Origin of the sequence: Epilithonimonas hispanica, assembly GCF_003385395.1 — a bacterium.
GTDB classification, from domain to species: Bacteria; Bacteroidota; Bacteroidia; order Flavobacteriales; family Weeksellaceae; genus Epilithonimonas; species Epilithonimonas hispanica.
Genome location: NZ_QNUG01000050.1, coordinates 1 through 18,788, shown reverse-complemented (window position 1 = coordinate 18,788; position 18,788 = coordinate 1). Strand labels below are relative to the sequence as shown.

Below are 18,788 nucleotides of genomic sequence, written 5' to 3'. Positions count from 1 at the left end.
TATGTTTCAGCAGTTCCAGATAATGATCCAATGTTCTTAAAGTTTACTGCAAAAATCGAAAACTTATTTCAATTTGCACACAACTTTTGAGATTGATCCAAAGATATACAGTGATCGCTTAAATATCTATCCTAAATTAATTCCAAAGCATCTTCATAGTACAAAACGAAGAGAAACCAATCATATTGAGCGGAAATTCCTTGATTTACGCACTCACATAAAGCGACTGGGAAGGAAAAGTATTAATAAAGCTCAAAAAGATAAATATACAGACGCTATATTGAAAATCTATTTTTGGGGAATTTCTCTTAATGAAAATCAAGAATCTAAGAGTTTGTATAGTCTAATTTAAGACAAGCTATTGATTGGATTATGGTAACAGTACATTTGAATGTTCTTATTTTATTATTTAGCCACAAATTTCGCTGTATAATAAATGAAGTTAGTTTTTTGATTCTGGACATTCAAACATACCGTGTTCCATAAAAAAATTGATACTTTGAGCTGGAAATATTGTTTTAATAATACTTTTTCTTCAACCACAAACTAGCTTTTACCAATAAGATAAGCACAGGAACTTCAACCAATGGACCGATAACACCTACGAAAGCTTGCGGAGAATCGATTCCGAAAACGGCTATTGCCACAGCTATCGCCAATTCAAAGTTGTTCCCTGTAGCTGTAAATGCGATTGAGGCATTTTTATCATAGGGGATATTTAGAGATTTATTGATAAAGAAGCTGACAAAAAACATCAGTACAAAATAGATGACCAACGGTACAGCAACTTTTATCACATCCATTGGCAGCTCCAATATTTTGTCTCCTTTCAGGCTAAACATTAATACTATAGTAAATAATAAAGCATACAACGTAACTGGCGATATTCTTGAGACAAATTTTCTGTTATACCATTCTATACCTTTTGATTTGATAAGAAAGTAACGACTTAGAAAGCCTGCCAAAAATGGAATCCCTAAATAAATCAACACACTTTCTGTAACATCTTTCATCGATACGGTTACATTGAAGTTGGCTAACCCTAATTTGCTGGGCAATATATTGATGAAAAGCCAGACTAAAAAGCTGTAAGAAACAACTTGAAATATACTGTTCAATGCAACCAACATAGCGGTGTATTCTCTGTTTGCTTTTGCCAAATCACTCCAGACAATAACCATCGCAATACATCTCGCCAAGCCTATCAGTATCAATCCTGTCATATAATCGGGTTCATTTCGTAAGAACAAAACCGCTAATCCGAACATCAGTACAGTCCCAACAAACCAGTTGAGAAATAACGAAAGACCTATTACTTTTTTATCTTTGAAAGCTTGAGGTAATAATGAATAATCAACTTTTGCCAAAGGAGGGTACATCATCAAAATCAAACCTATTACCAGTGGAATATTGGTCGTTCCTACTGACATCGCATTTGTGATTTGTGAAATTACAGGAAAGAAATATCCTAAGCCTATACCTGTTGCCATTGCAAGGAATATCCATAAGGTAAGGTAGCGGTCAAGAAATTTTAGTTTAGGTTGCATAAAACTATTTTTTAATCTTAGAGAAAACGTAGAACATTTCAGAAGCTATTTGCAAACTTCTTTCTGCATATACTTGTGATTCCTGTGCTGTGTTATCAGAAATTTTAGGGTCTTCAAATGTGATAGGGATTCTTTTCTCTGCTCCTGCAATGAAAGGACAGCCACCGTCTGCTTGAGAACAGGTCATAATTGCAGCAAACCCGGCTGTAGGATTGAACGCACTATCATATCTTTTTGAAAACCCAATTACAGGTAACGAATCATCATCGTACCTGATAGAATATACAGAGTTATTTCCATCCGCAATTTTGAAGATATTAAAAGCCTTGATTAATTAGTGTCTCAGCCACTTTTGGAAATAATGCTGTTTCTTCCGTACCTCCCGAATAACAATGTACATTTGGAATATTGAAATAGGCAGCTCCTGCTTGCGCCCAGATTTGTGATAGATGGCTTCTGCGTGAATTGTGGGTACAAATAAAATTGATATTAATATCTTTTCCTTCATCCATTTTTTGCTGTACAAAATCAATTAACGGCTGCAATGTGATTTTTCTTTCCTCACTAATGTTTTGATGCTGCAATTGTTCTATAGTCTTTGTTAATTCTGAATACATAGTTGTTGTTTAAGTTTTATTGTTTATTAATCTATTCCGATATTTTTGCTTCTACGTTCCATAAGGACATTATCTTTCCAAATCCCATTTTTTTTACCTATCTTTTCTCGATAACCAACTAATCGGAACCCGCATTTCTCGTCCAACTTGATACTGCTTTCATTTTCGGCGAATATACCGGACTGTAATGTCCATATCCCGTTTTCTTCGCTTTTTTGGATTAATTCTGTCAACAGAGTTTTTCCTATTCCTTTTCCTCGCTCGTCTTGCGCAATATAAATACTTACCTCTGCAACACCAGCATAAACGCATCTGCTCGAAACAGACGTCAAAGCGGTCCATCCAAGCATTTTATTGTTATCAAAAATGCTGATTCTACAAAAATCGAGATGTGCTTTATCCCATTCTTCCCATTGTGGAGAATCGTTCTGAAAAGTGGCTATATTGGTTGCCAATCCCTGTTTGTAGATTTCTATTAATTCTGAAAAGTTGTCTTTGGTTATAGTTTTGATTTCCATAATGCAGTCTTTTTTAGCAACAACCAGAATTAGGAGTACAGCACGAAGTATTCAAATCAGAAAGTTTGACATTTTGTTTTCCTTCAGGAATTCCGCAAGCCTCATTTGCCAGACAAGCAGTTTGTTTATTTTTCAGAACAAAATTATTCCCGTTAAAATCTAAATCATATTTTCCAATGGTTGTACTTTGATATTCAACTTCTATCTCTGAATCTTCGATTCCCAGTTTATTTTCGCATAGTGAGATGATGTCCAAAAGTTTGGTAGGCTTCAATCTATGTTCAAAGTCGTTCGCATCCCACAATTGGAAATTGACAACCTTTTCTCTTCTTGTATTACCACCGCAGTCTATAAAATGTTTTGTGATAACCCCTATTTCTGTAACGTGGAAATGCTCAGGAACAAATTTTCCATTCTCTAACTGAAATTCTACATTGTTCAGTGTAGGTAAGATTGCTTTGATTTTTGATAGTTTCATAAAAATTAATATTTGATATTATTTTATTTATATATTGCAATATAACGATGTTAAAATGAATAAAAAAAGTTGTTAGCAACATTGCCCAACTTTTACATCTTGTTCAAAGAATTGATTGAGCAATCCCTGAACCTCTTTCCATTTTTTATCTTCGATACAATAGCAAACAGATTTCCCTTCGATAGTCCCTTGAATAATCCCGACACTTTTCAGTTCTTTCAAATGTTGAGAGATAGTCGCCTGTGCCAGTCCCAGTTCATCCACCAAATCATTACAAATACAAGCTTTCTGATTGATAATGTGTTGAAGAATTGCAATTCTTGCAGGATGCGCCAAAACTTTAAAAAGAGAAGCCAGGTTATTTTGCTCATCTGTAAATATTTCTGTTTTAGTTAGTCCCATAATTAGTATTTATATATCGCAATATTACGATAATTATTTTATTGGAACAACTATTTATTTTATCTATGAAATATAAACTTATTTAAAACCGTTCTTAACGAAATATTGTTTAAATTTGATTAGTGAAAAAGTTGATTTCCATAGTATTGCTTACTTTGTTTTTGGTTTCTACAACCGAATTGTATCAGCTTTTGAAAATTCCTACACTTGTTGAACATTACTTTGAACACAAGGCGCTCAATCCAGAGATGCCATTGATTGCTTTTCTTAAAACGCATTATGACCATCCGGTTAAAGATGGAGATTATGGGAAAGACCAGAAACTCCCTTTCATCGCACATTCTAATACGTTAACTTTAATTTTTACTTTAAGTGCAGGAGTTACTTTTGAGTCAATGAATAATAGTTTCAGAGAAATTGTATCTCATAAAATTCCGTCCAAAGACGAAGACTTTTGCCTAAAAGGTTTTAAAAGTTCCGTTTGGGAACCACCAAGAATTTTGTTTTCATAACATCCATTAAGACAGTTTTTTTAATTTGAAAACTGTATTTCCTTAAACAAAAATTTCATTTAAAATATTATGAAATCGCATCATCGGCAAATATAAAAACGATTACGGATGCAGCGATTACATATGACCTTAAAAAAATAAACATCTACATATGAAAACAATATTTTCAACCCTGTTTTTGGTTGTGTTTTCAGTGGTTTTCCATGCTCAGAACAGATGGGAAGACGCAAAAAAAATCGCTGCAGAAAAAAACGAACTTATTCTGCTCAATTTTTCCGGTTCAGACTGGTGCATTCCGTGCATCAAGCTTCACAAGAATATTATCGAAACCGATGATTTTAAGAAGTTGGAAACCGATAATGTGATTGTTTATCTCAACGCAGATTTTCCGAGAAATAAAAAGAATCAACTTTCGGCTGAACTCAAGAAAGAAAATGCTACACTTGCCGACCAGTACAACCAAAAAGGAATTTTTCCGTACACGATTTTGCTGAATTCAGAAGGTAAAATCCTGAAAAGTTGGGAAGGCCTTATTTCGAGTGATGCTTTGGCATTCAGCAAAGAGATTAGAGAAATGAAAGACAATCAAAAACCTTAGACGAATATGTTCAGAGAATTCAAAAGACCTCAAAAATTAATGGGGAACGCTTTTGAAATTACCGTAGTTGATGAAAATGAAACTTCGGCAAACCTTCATATCGATGTTGCCATTGAAGAAATTCGCAGAATTGAAAGGCTTTTAACAACTTTTAACGATGAAAGTCAAACCAATCTCATCAACCGAAATGCAGGAATACAACCTGTAAAAGTAGATGCCGAGATTTTTGATTTGATTGAAAGAAGTATCAGAATCAGCAAAATTACCGATGGTTATTTCGATATTTCTTACGGAGGAATCGATAAAAGTTTTTGGAATTTTGACCGTGAAATGCAAGAACTTCCCAACCCAGAATTGATAAAAAGTCATCTGAAATTGGTGAATTATCAAAACATTATTTTAAACCAAAACAATCAAACTGTTTTTCTAAAAGAAAAAGGAATGCGCATTGGTTTTGGCGGAATCGGGAAAGGATATGCTGCAGAAATGGCGAAAAGAATTCTTCAGCAAAGAGGAGTAGTTTCTGGGATTGTCAATGCTTCCGGAGATTTAACGACTTGGGGAAATCAGGCCAACGGAAAACCTTGGACAGTTGGTATTGCAAATCCGGACGACTCAAAACAGCCATTTTCGTATATGAATATTACAGATATGGCGGTCGCAACTTCCGGAAATTATGAAAAGTTTGTTGTGATTGGCGGTAAAAAATATTCTCACACCATCAATCCCAAAACAGGAATGCCAGTTTCTGGCGTGAAAAGCGTGACTGTTTTTTGTCCAAATGCAGAAATCGCTGATGCAATGGCAACTCCGGTAAGCATTATGGGAATCGATGCAGCGTTGAATATGGTGAATCAAATCAACCATTTAGAATGCGTCATCATAGATGATAACAACAAGATTTATTCATCTCAAAACATCAATTTAAAATGAAAAGAAATAATAAAACTAAAATAAAAATAGCGGTGTGTTTTTTGGCAATCGTTGCTTCAATGCAATCTTGCACCACCGTAAAAGAATACGAAAAAAATAAACTAAACGATGCCGAAATGGCTTTAGGAAACAGAACGGTAGAAAAAACCGAACTCAGTTTTCAGTCGTACAGAGAAGGCTCTTCTGGTGCAAATGCCGGAAAAGTTGGTGGCGGTTGCGGTTGCAACTAAAAAAAGTAGCACTCAAATTTAATTGTGATTTAAAAAAATGAAAAAAATTATAATAAGTATTGTTGCTCTTTTAGGAATTTTCAATGCAAAAGCGCAGGAAAATACAACCAACACGCAACCGAAAAAACTAACGTTGGATGAGGCCAATCTGGTTTCAAGTTATTATAAACAAGACGGAAATAATTCTGCGGTAACGGGAGGAATGGGTTCTGAAAAGCTTAGCGACATCTCGAATGCGATAGATATTACTCTGGTAAAATATGATAAAAAAGACAGAAAAAATAAGTTTGGTTTCAGTGTCGGGATAGACCATTATACTTCGGCTTCTTCGGATATGATTAATTTGAAAGCTAATTCTTCCGCATCTCACGCAGATACGAGAATCTATCCTGCACTAAGCTGGAGTCGTGAAAACGAAAGCAAAGGAACAACACTTTTGGCGGGAGTTTCGGCTTCTACAGAATTTGATTATCAGTCTTATAGTGCTAATATTGGTTTTGCGAAAAAAACACCAAACAAGATGGGAGAATTTACCGCAAAATTCCAAGCATATTTTGACCAGGTAAAATTAATTGCTCCCATCGAGCTCAGAACTGCCCAAAATGAAGGAACGAGCGGAAGAAATACCTATGCTCTGTCTTTGGCGTATTCACAAATCATCAATCAGAATTTCCAGATGGAATTTCTTACCGATGCCGTTCAACAGACGGGTTATTTAAGTTTGCCATTTCACAGGGTTTATTTTAATGATAATTCGGTTCATCAGGAAACGTTGCCGGATAAGAGGTTTAAACTTCCGGTTGGTGTGAGAGCGAATTATTTTCTTGGAGATAAAGTGATTCTGAGAGCGTACTACAGATATTACACCGACGATTGGGGTTTGAAATCGAACACTGTAAGTCTGGAAACACCTGTTAAAATCTCACCTTTTGTTTCTGTTACGCCTTTTTACAGGTATTATTCGCAAACTGCAGCGAAATATTTTTCACCTTACCAACAACATACGGCTTTCGACGATTATTACACGAGCAATTATGATTTGTCTAAATTCAACAGTAATTTTTACGGTGCAGGAATTAGATTTAATCCTAAAAATGGTCTGTTTGGAGTACAAAGGTTGAATATGTTGGAAATCAGGTATGGCCATTACACGAAATCTGTCGGGATGACTTCTGATATTATTTCGTTAAATTTAAGATTCAAATAGAATTGTAATACTTGACTTGTTGAATGATATTTGACAAGTAATTTTTTAAACGAGTAAAGTATGCATCATCAAGTAGAAAAACATTACGTCAATAGAGTAGGATGGCTTCGTGCAGCGGTTTTGGGTGCGAATGATGGCTTGTTATCAACGACGAGTATCGTGATTGGAGTTGCGGCTGCTTCTCCGGATAGAAATACGATAATTCTTGCCGCATTAGCCGGAATGATTGCTGGAGCAATGTCGATGGCTGCAGGTGAATATGTTTCTGTAAGTTCGCAGGAAGATACCGAAAAGGCGGATTTATTGAGAGAAAAAAGTGAGCTTAAAGAAATGCCGGAAGTAGAGCTGAAAGAATTGGCTAAAATCTATGAAAAGCGCGGTGTAAGTAAGGAAACTGCTCTACAAGTGGCGACAGAACTTACTAATCACGATGCTTTGGCAGCTCACGCTCATGATGAATTAGGAATTAACGAAATCACACAGGCAAAACCTTTGCAGGCGGCCATGGCTTCGTTTGCTTCTTTTGGTTTGGGAGCGTTGCTTCCATTTGCGGTTTCACTTTTGGCACCTATCAAACAAATGGTCTATTTCCAATACGGATTTTCCATTATGTTTTTGATGATTTTGGGAGCGATTTCTGCGAGAACAGGCGGTTCCAAGATGGGAATTGCCATTTTGAGAATTTGCTTTTGGGGAACTGTCGCAATGGGCGTTACGGCTTTGATTGGACATCTTTTCGGAGTTTCTGTGGCGTAAGTAATATTATTAAATAAAAAATAAAGACTGTAGTTTTGGATTACAGTCTTTATCTATTTAAGATTTTAATGAGGTAATTTTTCTCTGAAATAACCATACACCCAAGTTCCCAAAATGGCACTTGCCAAAGTTACGATAACTGCTAATGCTCCGGTTCCGATTTGTGCAAAAAGAGGTCCAGGACAAGCTCCTGTAATTGCCCAGCCAAAACCGAAAATCAATCCGCCATAGATTTGCCCTTTGTTAAATTTTTTTGGCGCAATTTTGATGGGTTCGCCATGAATGGTTTTAATGTTGAACTTTTTGATGAGCCAAACGGAAATCATTCCTGTGAGAATTGCAGTTCCAATCACGCCATACATATGAAAAGACTGCAAACGGAACATCTCCTGAATTCTGAACCAACTTATAACTTCCGCTTTTACAAATACAATCTCGAAAATAATTCCGACGATGAGGTATTTGAGATTTTGGTACCAGTTGTGTTTCAGTTCACTTTCGTTAACGCAAATGGTGTCCTGATGACGTATATCTTCTGTTTCTTTTATCATTTTTAAAATTATTAAAGTGAAAGAATAATCGGCAGAATGACATTTGCCATTAAAAAACCTCCTGCCATAAAGCAGATTGCTGCAATAAGCGACGGTAATTGTAAATTGGATAATCCCATAATAGCGTGACCGCTGGTGCAACCTCCTGCATATCGGGTTCCGAAACCTACGAGAAAACCTCCGACTACCATTGTAATGAAACCTCTCAAAGTTAACAGACTTGCAAAATTCATCAGCTGAGCGGGAACGAGATTGCTGAAATCCGTAATTCCGTAAGTCGCTAATTCTGCTTTCAGTTTAGGATTTACCGAAATTTCTGCGTTGTTGATGAGATAATGAGAAGCGATTATTCCACCCAGAAAAATTCCGAAAACGAAAAACAGATTCCATAATTCTTTCTTCCAGTCATATTTAAAAAAACTGATATTCGCAGGAATACAAGCCGCACAAATATGTCTCAAAGAAGAGCTTATTCCGAAAGATTTATTCCCTAAAATCAGCAAAACAGGAACTGTAAGGCCGATGAGAGGTCCTGCAACATACCACGGCCAAGGTTCTTTTATTAATTCTAACATTAATTTTATTTTTATTTTAAAACTTTACTCTGACAAACAAAATCGCTTTTCGGAACTGCCGTTTTTGCAATTTCGCCAAAACCACCTGCAATTTCGCTAAAATTCCTGTATCCTCTTGCCTGCAAAATACTCGCAGCCATCATACTTCTGTATCCTCCTGCACAATGTAAGTAGAAATGTTCTTTAGAATCTAATGTGTTAATCCATTGATTGATATAAGCTAAAGGCTTGTTGAAAGCTTCATCCATATGTTCTGCACTGTATTCGGATTCATTTCTCACATCGATAATTTTTACCTCTTTTCCCGAGATTTCTTTCTCAAATTCCTTAGCAGAAATTCTATTCACAGTATCGATTTCTTTACCGCTGTTTTTCCACGCATCGAAACCGCCTTTTAAAAAACCAATCACATTATCAAAACCTACACGACTCAATCTTGTAACTGCTTCTTGCTCCTGATTTTCGTCTGTAATCAATAAAATCGGTTGTTGTACATCTACAATAAGAGCTCCAACCCAAGGTGCAAAATCTCCGTCTAAACCAATATTTACAGATTGCGGAATGAGGCCTTTAGCAAAATCATTATTGTTCCGTACATCTAACAATAAAGCTGCGGTGTGTTCCGCGGTTTCTTCGAATTCGTCAGGAAACAATGCGTGAAGTCCTTTAGATAAAACTTCATCAAAACTTTCGTAGCCTTTTTTATTCATCGCAACATTCACCCCAAAATAAGCAGGTGGCGGCAGAAGCCCATCTGTAACTGCTTTTATGAAGCTTTTCTTATCTTTTTGGTTAAGCGCATAGTTTGTTTTCTTCTGATTTCCTAAGCTGTCAAGCGTTTCTTTCTGCATATTTTTTCCGCAGGCAGAACCTGCTCCGTGCGCTGGATATACAATAATATCATCTTCTAATGGCAATATTTTTTCGTATAAACTGTCGTAAAGCAAACCTGCTAATTCTTCCTGCGTAAGATTCGCCGCTTTTTGAGCCAAATCCGGACGACCGACGTCACCCAAAAACAAAGTGTCTCCACTGAATAGTGCTGTTTCTTTTCCTTTTTCATCCATTAATAAAAAAGACGAACTTTCCATCGTATGACCTGGCGTGTGAAGCACTTTTATTTTGATATTTCCCAATTCAAAAACCTGATTGTCTTCTGCAATAATAGTTTCAAACTCTGGTTTTGCGGTTGGTCCGTAGATGATTGGTGCCTTTGTTTTTTTACTTAAATCGACATGACCGCTCACAAAATCTGCATGGAAGTGGGTTTCAAAAATATACTTTAAAACAACGCCGTCTTTTTGCAATCTTTCGATGTAAGGCTGGGTTTCTCTTAACGGGTCAATAATCGCTGCTTCTCCGTTTGAAACAATATAGTAAGCTCCCTGGGCAAGACATCCGGTATAAATTTGTTCTATATTCATTATTCTATTTTTTTAAATTTTTTATTGATACAAAGTTCTCGGTTTAGAAATTTCTGTACCGCTACTTTTGTTACATAAGTATTTTAGATGAATAATTCTTTCACAATAATGTAAATGCCCATTATCAAAATAAACCATCCAAAAGCGGGTTTCAGTTTTTCTCCGTCAATCTTTTTCGAAAGTTGAGCACCAATAATTATCCCGATAATGGCGATGGAAGAAATAGTAGCCAGAAGTTTCCAGTCGATTTCGATATTTTTTATAGATAAGAAAAAACCGATAAGAGAATTGAGAGAAATAATCACCAGAGAAGTTCCAATGGCTACTTTCATTGGTGTCTTCAGCAAATTAACGAGTGCGGGAATAATCATAAATCCACCACCTGCGCCGACAAGTCCGGTAAGAATTCCCACTACAAAGCCTTCACCTGCGGCCAAAATTGTTTTGTTTTTATCAATTTCTACAGCCTGTAATTCTAATTTTGGACTTTTTTTAATCATTTTATACGATGCTAAAATCATTAAACCAGCAAAAATGAGAAGCAGAAAAATATTCTTGGTCACCACAAAATTGCTGATGCTGAAAACTTCATCAGGAATAAGTGGAACAAGATAATTTCGGGTTAGAAAAATTGAAATAATAGAAGGGATTCCAAAAATGAAAGCTGTTTTCAGATTGACCAGACCTTTTTTAAAGTAAGCAAAAGAACCTACAATACTGCTGATTCCGACGATGAAAAGTGAATATTCAGTTGCTAAAAATGCATCCAATCCAAAAAGATAGACTAAGACCGGAACGGTAAGAATACTTCCTCCACCGCCAATTAATCCTAAAGAAATCCCAATTAAAACTGAAGCGATATAGCCAAAAATTTCCATTTGCTTTTATTTATGATGCAAAATTGAAAATCTTGTAGAACACGTACCGCTACTTTTGTTACATAAGAATAATTAATTTTCTGAAAGTGTGATTTTGTTACGTCCAAGTTTTAATTTTCCTGAATCTTCGAGTTGTTTCAAGAGTCTGGAAACCACCACTCTTGCCGTTCCCAATTCGTTGGCAAGCTGCTCGTGGGTTATAATAATAGTTTTTGAACTAAGGTTTGACGATTTTTTATACAATAAATTAAGAAGTCTTTCATCTACTTTTTTAAAGGCTATGGCGTTGATAATATCAAGCAATTCTTCAAAGCGTTTGTGATACAGTCTGAAAATATAGTCGAGCCATTCGGGATATTCTTTAATAAAAAGCGAAACTTTATCCACCGGTAAAAACAGAATTTCGGCATCTTCTTCCACTTCGGCTTTTACGATGCTTTTTTCTTTATGCATACCGCCAAGAAAAGACATGATGCAACTTTCGCCTACTTTAATATAATACAACAAAATCTCACGACCGTCTTCTTCGGTACGGATTACTTTAATCATCCCTTTCATCACAATAGGAATCGAGCGTATAGACGCATTTTCATCAAGAATAATTTCGCCTTCGTGATAAGTTTTTGTGATGCCGTTTTGGTAGAGTTTATCCAGCAAATCTTTTGAATTAGGAAATTCTTTTAATAAAACGGGGTTGTTCATTTTTTTCAATTAGGAAATAAAATTATGTAAATTTCTATTAACACAAACAAGAAATAGCGCCAACTGTCTTCCGCAGGCGCCATTTGGCTGTTGGTGAGCTCCAAAGGAATTTATTCAAATCATTTATTGACAGATATAGATAACATTTTGAGGATATTATATGATGTTTAAATTATAATTCAACGTGAATAATTAAAACAAAATCTCCGTTTTTTGTGATGATCTGGTGAAATTCTATTGATATTGAATTGATACAATAAAGTATATCGTCGCTTAAAATCATATCAGAAAGCTTTAGCGTTAGAACCAAATTCAGAAGCTGCAAAAACAATGATTCAGAAATTAGAAACCATTAAATAAAAAAATGGTTAGTAGTTTAGTTTCCGTTGCGTGCTACGAATGCAACGGATTTAACTGGTCTAAGATAAATCAATGCCAATAGTAAATACACCTGCAATGCAAACACATTTAGATTAAATAGTGTTTTTTGGTGATTCAATATAAAAATGTTCATTCTATATCTCTTTCTTTTCTCCATTATGCAAAACTCTGTAATATTTATTTCCTTCAATCAACAGACCTTCTGATTTTTGGTTGGGAAGACTTTTAGAGTAATCTTTTGGGTGTTTTACATCAATTCCTATTACTTTTTCTTTGTATTTTCTATTGACTTTTGATTGTAGTGTATGCCCAACAACGATTGATTTTGCACTGAATTTATTTAATCCTCGTTCTACTTCTTCCTGGGTCAAATTATCTTTAAAATAACCTCTGTACCAAGCAATTCCTTTGTGAGAAGAAATTAACAATTGCTCCAAGTTTTTCTGCGGATTCGGATAGTAAGGTTTATAATAATTGCTACGGATAATTTGATTGATATCGTCCAGATTTGTTTTATAACCTGCTAAATCTGGATGTATTCCGCCGTGGGCAAAGAGAATTCCGTTGATTTTTTCAATCGCGTTTTTGCTCGACATCCATTTTCCAAGATGGGAATTAATTCCATATAAATCGGTTTGTTTTTTCTTTAGGATAGAAGAAACGTGATAATATTTCGGTGAAGTATTTTCAAAATTTCCCTGCATATTTTTCAGTTCGTGGTTTCCCAAAATGTAATGAACATTTCCACCTTTTTCTTTTGCTTCTTGCTCCAATTTGTAAATAAACCAAAGAACTTGCGTAGTAGAAAAATCCCTGTCCACAAAATCTCCAAGCAAAACAAGATGTCCATTTCCAAATGTCCAATTTAGCTTATTGTCAACGACTTTATTGGTAATCAAAAAATCACGAAAAGTTTTAAAACCGCTTTCAATATCAGAAATAGCTAAAATTTTAGAGTTGTCATTATAGGTATTTTTCGGGATTTCGATTTTGTTGTTGATGGTAAATTCAAATCGTGTTGAATCTAATGGAAAATAGCAATAGGTTGAGATTTTTGAATCCAAAGGATAATCTTTTTGGTGTAAATAAAATCCATCATCTTGATTTCCTCTGACGTAATTTACAGTTACAACGCTGTCATTTTTATCAAAAATATATGGGCCATCTTTATCCCAATTCATCATTTCAGGATTTTCTGCATACCGAAAACTGGCTCCGTGATACAACCCAAATGAGATTGCCAAAACACCAAGTATCAGAAAGGTAATTACAATATGTTTTAAATATCTAAAAATTCGTTTTTTCATTTTCTTTAATTTTAATTTCAGCAAACCTAAAAAAGCTGATTCCGTTTTCAAAACCTTTGTGACAAACGACTTCTGCAATTGGACAAACAGTATTTGCATCAACTCAAATTGCTTTTATCACTCATTTTCAAAGGTTCAAAACATTGTAAGGGTTGTTTGTCAACGTTATTGCGCTGGGCAATTTATAGTTGTAATATTGCAGTATGATGATTCTGAAAAAAAATAATAAATGGATTGTGATTGCGCTTTTATTAATGGCAATTGTTCCTGTAATAATCACGGTTTATGAAGTGATTTTTACGGGAGATAAATCCGTTATGTTTTTAGGAAATTACCATCCAAATGTCGTATTTCTTGTTGTTTTTTATTACTTGTTTCTATTTAGTTTGGGTGTTTTTTGGCTAGTTCGTCAGATTATTTTTATTTCCAAACTGAAAAACGAAAAAACCAAAGCCGAATTAATGCTTTTGAAAAGCCAGGTCAGTCCGCATTTCTTTTTCAATATGCTCAATAATTTGTACGGTATGATTGCAAAAGACCCCAAAAAAGCACAAGAATTGATACTGAAACTTTCAGATATGATGCGCTACAGCATTTATGAAGGCGAAAAAGAAACAGTTACAATACAGGAAGAAATTGATTTTTTGAAAAACTATATCGAACTCCACAAAATGCGTTACCACAAACAGATAAACGTTGATTTTAAATGTAAAATTGATGAAAATCGGAAAGTTGTTCCACTGCTATTTATCATTCTTTTAGAAAATGCGTTCAAACACGGCGTAGAAAATTTAAGAGAGGATGCGTATATAAAAATGAGTTTGACTACATCTCAAAAAGAAATATGTTTCACCATTGAAAATAATTATGATAAAGCCGAAAACCAATCAGGAATTGGCTTGAAAAACTTGAAAAGAAGATTAGAATTAATTTATCCCAATCAATACGAATTGACTTTTTCGGAAACAGAAAATGTATATCAAGCCCAACTAATTTTAAAACAATTATGATAAGCTATTTAATCATCGATGATGAACATATTGCCCACGACATCATTAAAGGATATTGCGATTTATTGCCGAATATGCAGTTGATGAAAAACTGTTATGATGCTTTGGAAGCCTTTGATTATCTGAGCAAAAACAAAGTAGATTTAATTTTTTTAGATTTGAACATGCCTGTTTTGAAAGGTTTTGAATTTCTGAAAATCTTGCAAAACCCACCCAAGGTAATCGTAACAACTGCTTATCAGGAATTCGCTCTGGAAGGATATGAATACAACATTTCGGATTACCTGCTAAAACCTTTTGGTTTTGAACGGTTTTTAAAAGCTGTAAATAAAGCGATTGGTTCTGTTAATCAAAAGGTTGTAACTAATGAAAAAAGTGAGGGTTCTAACCGAATTTTTGTCCAAAGCAATAAAAAACACATTCAACTGGAAACAGAAAATATTTTATACATAGAAGCAACGGGCAACTATACCAAAATAATAACCACGACTGAAACCATTACCATTCGTGAAAAATTTTCTACTTTTTTAGAACAATTGCCCAAAAACGATTTTGTGCAAGTTCATAAATCATTTGCCGTTGCTCCAAAGCAGATTAACAGTATAGAAGGAAACATTATATTTATTTCAAATTACCAAATTCCAATTGGGAAAATGTTTAAGATAAATATTTTAAAATTGTTAAGATAGTTTATCTGTTACATTCTTTATCTCGCCAATTTAAGTTCAACAAAACCCAATGAGGCAATAATAATTATTGGAATTGCTTGATAATATTTTGAACGTATTATATGGTATTTAAGCTATGTTTTGCTAAGCAAAAATCCTAAAATATCTTATCGTACTTTGGACTTTTCTCCTAATAACAATGCGTAATCAAGTTTGCAAAACTATTTTTTACTATATACTTAAACGTACCAGACCTATTTTTACACTGAAAAATTAATTTTACTTCTCTATGAACAATAAAATTAATTTTTTTGTTTTGTGGAAAAAAATATCTTTTGAGGAAATGCAATTATCCCACTTATCTTTTCGATCGGATGCAAAATAAAGTTGAGACACTATGATACCCTGTAGATAATTTTTATATGTTTACCGCAATATGTATTTTTATGCTCATCACTAATTGAGTCGAGAACTTTATTCCAATGAGCAAACCAAACAGACATAGAAACCACATTTTAGAAACAGAGTCCAACAAGTTTTATAATAATTATTTGCCGAATGAATGGTTTGCAGATAAACCAGACCACGACTATGGAATAGATTACATAACCCACATATCTGTAAATGGACAAGTGACAGGATTAAATTTTTCTGTACAATTAAAAAGCAAAGAGAAAGAATCTAACAAAGAACATGTTTCAATATCTATTAAACAGTCAACATTAGGATTGTTTAATACTAAACTTGAACCTGTCTTGCTGGTTGCATACGTGCAAGAGGACAAGGAAGCTTATTGGTATTGGTACAACGATTTAAATCTTGACCTAACTAAAGTACAAAAAATGGTTAGGATTAATATTCCAAGGGCTAATAAGTTAAGTCAGATTGATTGGAATGTTGTTACAAAATATGTTCAAGATATTTTTAGCATAAAAACATTAATTGACGGCGTAAGAGCATTAGAATATACAGAATTGTCGAATACAGAGGTTTTAGCTTGGCGAAATTATTATGCTGGTAAATATGAGGATGCTTCTTTCTATTTTAGAAGCCTTTTAAAGGAAGAACATAAAAATTATGTAGTAATACTTGAAGGTTTGGCACATAGTCAATATATGTCCTTTAATTACAAGGATGCATTACAAACGATTAATAAATGTATTGAAAATGCTGGTACAGAAAATCAATATTTAACAAAAGCTTGTATTTTGGCAGAAGATGGTGCTGCAACAGGAAGCAAAGGCAAGCTCATTGAAGCGAAAAATATTTTTTATAAGTATCTTTTAGAGGGAAATGATAATGAAGTTAGACATTACAATTTTGCTAATACTTTAAAAAGTTTGGGTAAACTGGAAGAAGCTGTTCAACAATATAAACTATGCTTAAAGATAAATCCAAACAATGCCCAAGCATGGAAAAATTTAGGCTCAATACACTATGACTTACATAATCATGAGGAAGAAATTGTTTGTTATGACAAAGCTTTAAAAATTAATCCCAAACTTCCACAGGCATTATTTAGCAAAGGTGTAACCCTCTCTCATATTTATAAAAAACATACCGAGGGATTATCCCTCATGTTAAAATCAAATGAACAGGAAGAAGAAATGATGAATGGATATCCGGTTGGATATTTTTGGATTGCATATACTTATGAGAAACTCGGTAAGATTGATGAATCATTATACTTTATTGATAAAGGTTTGAGCATTGATCCCGAGAATTTATTTATGCTTGATTTTAAAACTAATTTATTAGCTTCTAATTTTGAGAAAGATGATAATTTAAAGAATACTGCTATTGAATTTTTTGAATATCGACTTGAATTAGATAACCATTTCAAAAGCTTATACTATTTGATTAAAGCTAAAGAAATTCATGACGAAAAAACAATTCTTGTATTGCTTAAAAAGTATACTCCAATCGTCAAATTTGCTGATTCAAGTACACTTACAAAATGTGTGTTAAAATTACAAGACTTATTAAAATTTCTATTGCATTATGATAAATATTTAACCCTTCGACAAACTTATCCATTGAACAGGTATCTGAATCATCTTATGTCCCAAAATCACTCAATATCGTCAGAATTTTATGAGATAATGGATTTGATTTTTGCAAAAGGTTTTAGTGATGCTATTGAAGAATATTATAAAGTTGGAAATATGAATCTAATTGGCGAAGCGATATTGAACGCACTGTCTTTTTTGCCTAGTGCCATTTTTGAACTGATTCCCGATGAAGAATACACTCAAGATGAAGCAGTAGCAATAATGACGCATACTTATTTAGAATATCCTAATATAGCAGTTCGCGAATTTGGTATTCAAGTAGGATTAATTAGTGCGAATTTCGGATTTGAAAAAGTAGACCCTGCAGATATATTGTCTGATTCTTGGTATGAAGAGTTTAGAGAAAATACTTTAATCTACATAAACCGAAGGCTAAAGCTTTTAAAAGAGGAATAAGCGTTAATAACAAAAGAACAACTAATAAGTATATATTTTATGGGTAATATATATTAATTTTATTTCTATCGCTTTGGTCTAAAGTGATAAATCTAAAAAAAATAGGAAATTTTTATCTTTGATAGTCTGTGGTTTAGTGAAATATATAACTCGAAAATTATCTTTTTTTTGGAAAAACTAAAAAAAGGCATATATCCGCTCTCTCAAAAAAATGAAAACCTGACTCTTCATTTAGCCGAATTAATTGTTATTATCTCGCTTATGGGTACGGGTATCAAGATCGAACTTAAATTTTCTTTCAAGAGCTGATCATCACCATTGATACTGGTAGGTTTTACCATGTTATTATGTATTGGTGCAGCAACGGCAACGGGGTATTATTTTTTAGGTTTAGGTTTAGGTCTTGCGTCGGCAGTATTGCTGGGTACTGTTATTGCTCCAACCGATCCTGTTCTCGCATCGGATGTACAGGTGGGGCCTCCAAATGAGGGAATGAAATCAGAGACCAAATTTGCGCTCACATCAGAGCCTGGACTAAATGACGGAGTAGCTTTCCTTTTAATAGTAAGACCTGTCTTTGGATGGCTGGCATTGAATTCATCAAAAATGAAAAACAAAGAAAGGCTGGCGATCGGATTTTGGCATCCGTGGAATGGGTTCGATATTCTATCTTGCATTTGCTTTCAGCAAATATAATTTTGACCATCAGGATGAATTGTGGGCTGCTATTTCTTTAACGATCCTCTTTTCAATTTTGATTCATGGCCTTACGGCGACGCGTGTCATGGAATATCTTAAAAGAGAAGCATAGGATCAGTAATACAGGGTTCTACAGAAAAGAGCCTCACATTTTAAGAAATACATTGTTCCTGACCACAGTAACGTATCCTTAGCGTATTGATGGCCTTGAATTCAATTACAATGATTTGGATGTAGTAATTTAGCGTCCAGTTAAAGTTAAGCATAAAACCTTATTTTTAACCTATGAAACGAGAGAGAAAAATCTATGATCCAACATTTAAAACC

21 protein-coding genes and 1 pseudogene are annotated in these 18,788 nt (G+C 34.2%); 11 read left to right on the top strand and 11 right to left on the bottom strand.

Translation table 11 applies throughout. The annotated features are described in order from the left end of the window. The first annotated feature begins 73 nt into the window (after nt 1-73). Nucleotides 74-352: an IS1 family transposase gene (locus DRF58_RS19185; RefSeq protein ID WP_157966744.1), complete on the top strand. Its 279-nt coding sequence runs from the start codon at nt 74-76 to the stop codon at nt 350-352. 166 nt (nt 353-518) lie between these two features. On the opposite strand, the gene arsB is transcribed toward DRF58_RS19185, so the two are convergent. From arsB to DRF58_RS15905, 5 genes and pseudogenes are all read right to left on the bottom strand, one after another. Beyond that, complete coding sequence (gene arsB / locus DRF58_RS15925; protein WP_116036838.1) at nt 519-1,547, bottom strand: ACR3 family arsenite efflux transporter; 1,029 nt, start codon at nt 1,545-1,547, stop codon at nt 519-521. 4 nt (nt 1,548-1,551) lie between these two features. Next, nucleotides 1,552-2,164, bottom strand: a pseudogene (locus tag DRF58_RS15920) (arsenate-mycothiol transferase ArsC). Nucleotides 2,165-2,190: 26 nt separating this feature from the next. Beyond that, nucleotides 2,191-2,682, bottom strand: a complete 492-nt coding sequence (locus DRF58_RS15915) for a GNAT family N-acetyltransferase (RefSeq protein ID WP_116036836.1) — start codon at nt 2,680-2,682, stop codon at nt 2,191-2,193. A gap of 13 nt (nt 2,683-2,695) precedes the next feature. Beyond that, entirely contained in the window at nt 2,696-3,160 is a 465-nt protein-coding gene (locus tag DRF58_RS15910) for a DUF6428 family protein (RefSeq protein WP_116036835.1), read from the bottom strand. Between the two features lie 72 nt (nt 3,161-3,232). After that, nucleotides 3,233-3,562, bottom strand: coding sequence for an ArsR/SmtB family transcription factor (locus DRF58_RS15905; protein WP_116036833.1), 330 nt, complete (start codon nt 3,560-3,562; stop codon nt 3,233-3,235). 122 nt (nt 3,563-3,684) lie between these two features. On the opposite strand from DRF58_RS15905, the gene DRF58_RS15900 reads away from it, so the two are divergent. The 6 genes from DRF58_RS15900 to DRF58_RS15875 all read left to right on the top strand — a co-directional run bounded on the left by DRF58_RS15900 (nt 3,685) and on the right by DRF58_RS15875 (nt 7,798). Next, on the top strand, nt 3,685-4,074 hold the full coding sequence (locus DRF58_RS15900) for a hypothetical protein (protein ID WP_116036832.1): 390 nt from the start codon (nt 3,685-3,687) through the stop codon (nt 4,072-4,074). A 151-nt stretch (nt 4,075-4,225) separates the two neighbouring features. After that, complete coding sequence (locus tag DRF58_RS15895) at nt 4,226-4,672, top strand: thioredoxin family protein (protein ID WP_116036830.1); 447 nt, start codon at nt 4,226-4,228, stop codon at nt 4,670-4,672. A 6-nt stretch (nt 4,673-4,678) separates the two neighbouring features. After that, on the top strand, nt 4,679-5,605 hold the full coding sequence (locus DRF58_RS15890; protein WP_116036828.1) for an FAD:protein FMN transferase: 927 nt from the start codon (nt 4,679-4,681) through the stop codon (nt 5,603-5,605). 59 nt (nt 5,606-5,664) lie between these two features. Next, nucleotides 5,665-5,835: a DUF4266 domain-containing protein gene (locus DRF58_RS15885; protein WP_206605236.1), complete on the top strand. Its 171-nt coding sequence runs from the start codon at nt 5,665-5,667 to the stop codon at nt 5,833-5,835. A gap of 37 nt (nt 5,836-5,872) precedes the next feature. After that, nucleotides 5,873-7,042: a DUF3570 domain-containing protein gene (locus DRF58_RS15880; RefSeq protein ID WP_116036825.1), complete on the top strand. Its 1,170-nt coding sequence runs from the start codon at nt 5,873-5,875 to the stop codon at nt 7,040-7,042. A gap of 60 nt (nt 7,043-7,102) precedes the next feature. Beyond that, the gene (locus DRF58_RS15875; protein WP_034972698.1) at nt 7,103-7,798 is read left to right on the top strand and encodes a VIT1/CCC1 transporter family protein; all 696 of its coding nucleotides are present in this window, start codon (nt 7,103-7,105) and stop codon (nt 7,796-7,798) included. Nucleotides 7,799-7,863: 65 nt separating this feature from the next. Here DRF58_RS15875 and DRF58_RS15870 read toward each other — a convergent pair whose 3' ends face one another. The 6 genes from DRF58_RS15870 to DRF58_RS15845 form a co-directional block, all read right to left on the bottom strand. Continuing rightward, a complete protein-coding gene (locus tag DRF58_RS15870; RefSeq protein ID WP_116036824.1) occupies nt 7,864-8,349 on the bottom strand; it encodes a DUF6691 family protein in 486 nt (161 codons plus the stop codon). An 11-nt stretch (nt 8,350-8,360) separates the two neighbouring features. After that, on the bottom strand, nt 8,361-8,924 hold the full coding sequence (locus DRF58_RS15865; protein WP_034972696.1) for a YeeE/YedE family protein: 564 nt from the start codon (nt 8,922-8,924) through the stop codon (nt 8,361-8,363). An 11-nt stretch (nt 8,925-8,935) separates the two neighbouring features. After that, nucleotides 8,936-10,348 (bottom strand): MBL fold metallo-hydrolase, encoded by a 1,413-nt coding sequence (locus DRF58_RS15860; protein WP_034972694.1) that lies wholly within the window; start codon nt 10,346-10,348, stop codon nt 8,936-8,938. 83 nt (nt 10,349-10,431) lie between these two features. After that, a complete protein-coding gene (locus tag DRF58_RS15855) occupies nt 10,432-11,226 on the bottom strand; it encodes a sulfite exporter TauE/SafE family protein (protein ID WP_116036822.1) in 795 nt (264 codons plus the stop codon). A gap of 72 nt (nt 11,227-11,298) precedes the next feature. Next, nucleotides 11,299-11,928, bottom strand: coding sequence for a Crp/Fnr family transcriptional regulator (locus DRF58_RS15850; protein WP_116036821.1), 630 nt, complete (start codon nt 11,926-11,928; stop codon nt 11,299-11,301). 515 nt (nt 11,929-12,443) lie between these two features. Beyond that, entirely contained in the window at nt 12,444-13,616 is a 1,173-nt protein-coding gene (locus DRF58_RS15845; RefSeq protein ID WP_116036841.1) for a metallophosphoesterase, read from the bottom strand. 203 nt (nt 13,617-13,819) lie between these two features. Between DRF58_RS15845 and DRF58_RS15840 the strand changes: the two genes are divergently transcribed. The 4 genes from DRF58_RS15840 (at nt 13,820) to DRF58_RS15825 (ending at nt 18,458) form a co-directional block, all read left to right on the top strand. Beyond that, a complete protein-coding gene (locus DRF58_RS15840) occupies nt 13,820-14,626 on the top strand; it encodes a sensor histidine kinase (RefSeq protein ID WP_245750484.1) in 807 nt (268 codons plus the stop codon). Continuing rightward, nucleotides 14,623-15,315 (top strand): LytR/AlgR family response regulator transcription factor, encoded by a 693-nt coding sequence (locus DRF58_RS15835; protein ID WP_034972688.1) that lies wholly within the window; start codon nt 14,623-14,625, stop codon nt 15,313-15,315. Before DRF58_RS15840 ends, DRF58_RS15835 begins: the two co-directional genes overlap by 4 nt. Nucleotides 15,316-15,776: 461 nt before the next feature. Beyond that, entirely contained in the window at nt 15,777-17,762 is a 1,986-nt protein-coding gene (locus DRF58_RS15830) for a DUF4365 domain-containing protein (RefSeq protein WP_116036819.1), read from the top strand. A gap of 318 nt (nt 17,763-18,080) precedes the next feature. Continuing rightward, complete coding sequence (locus DRF58_RS15825) at nt 18,081-18,458, top strand: hypothetical protein (protein WP_123902433.1); 378 nt, start codon at nt 18,081-18,083, stop codon at nt 18,456-18,458. Nucleotides 18,459-18,788 lie beyond the last annotated feature (330 nt).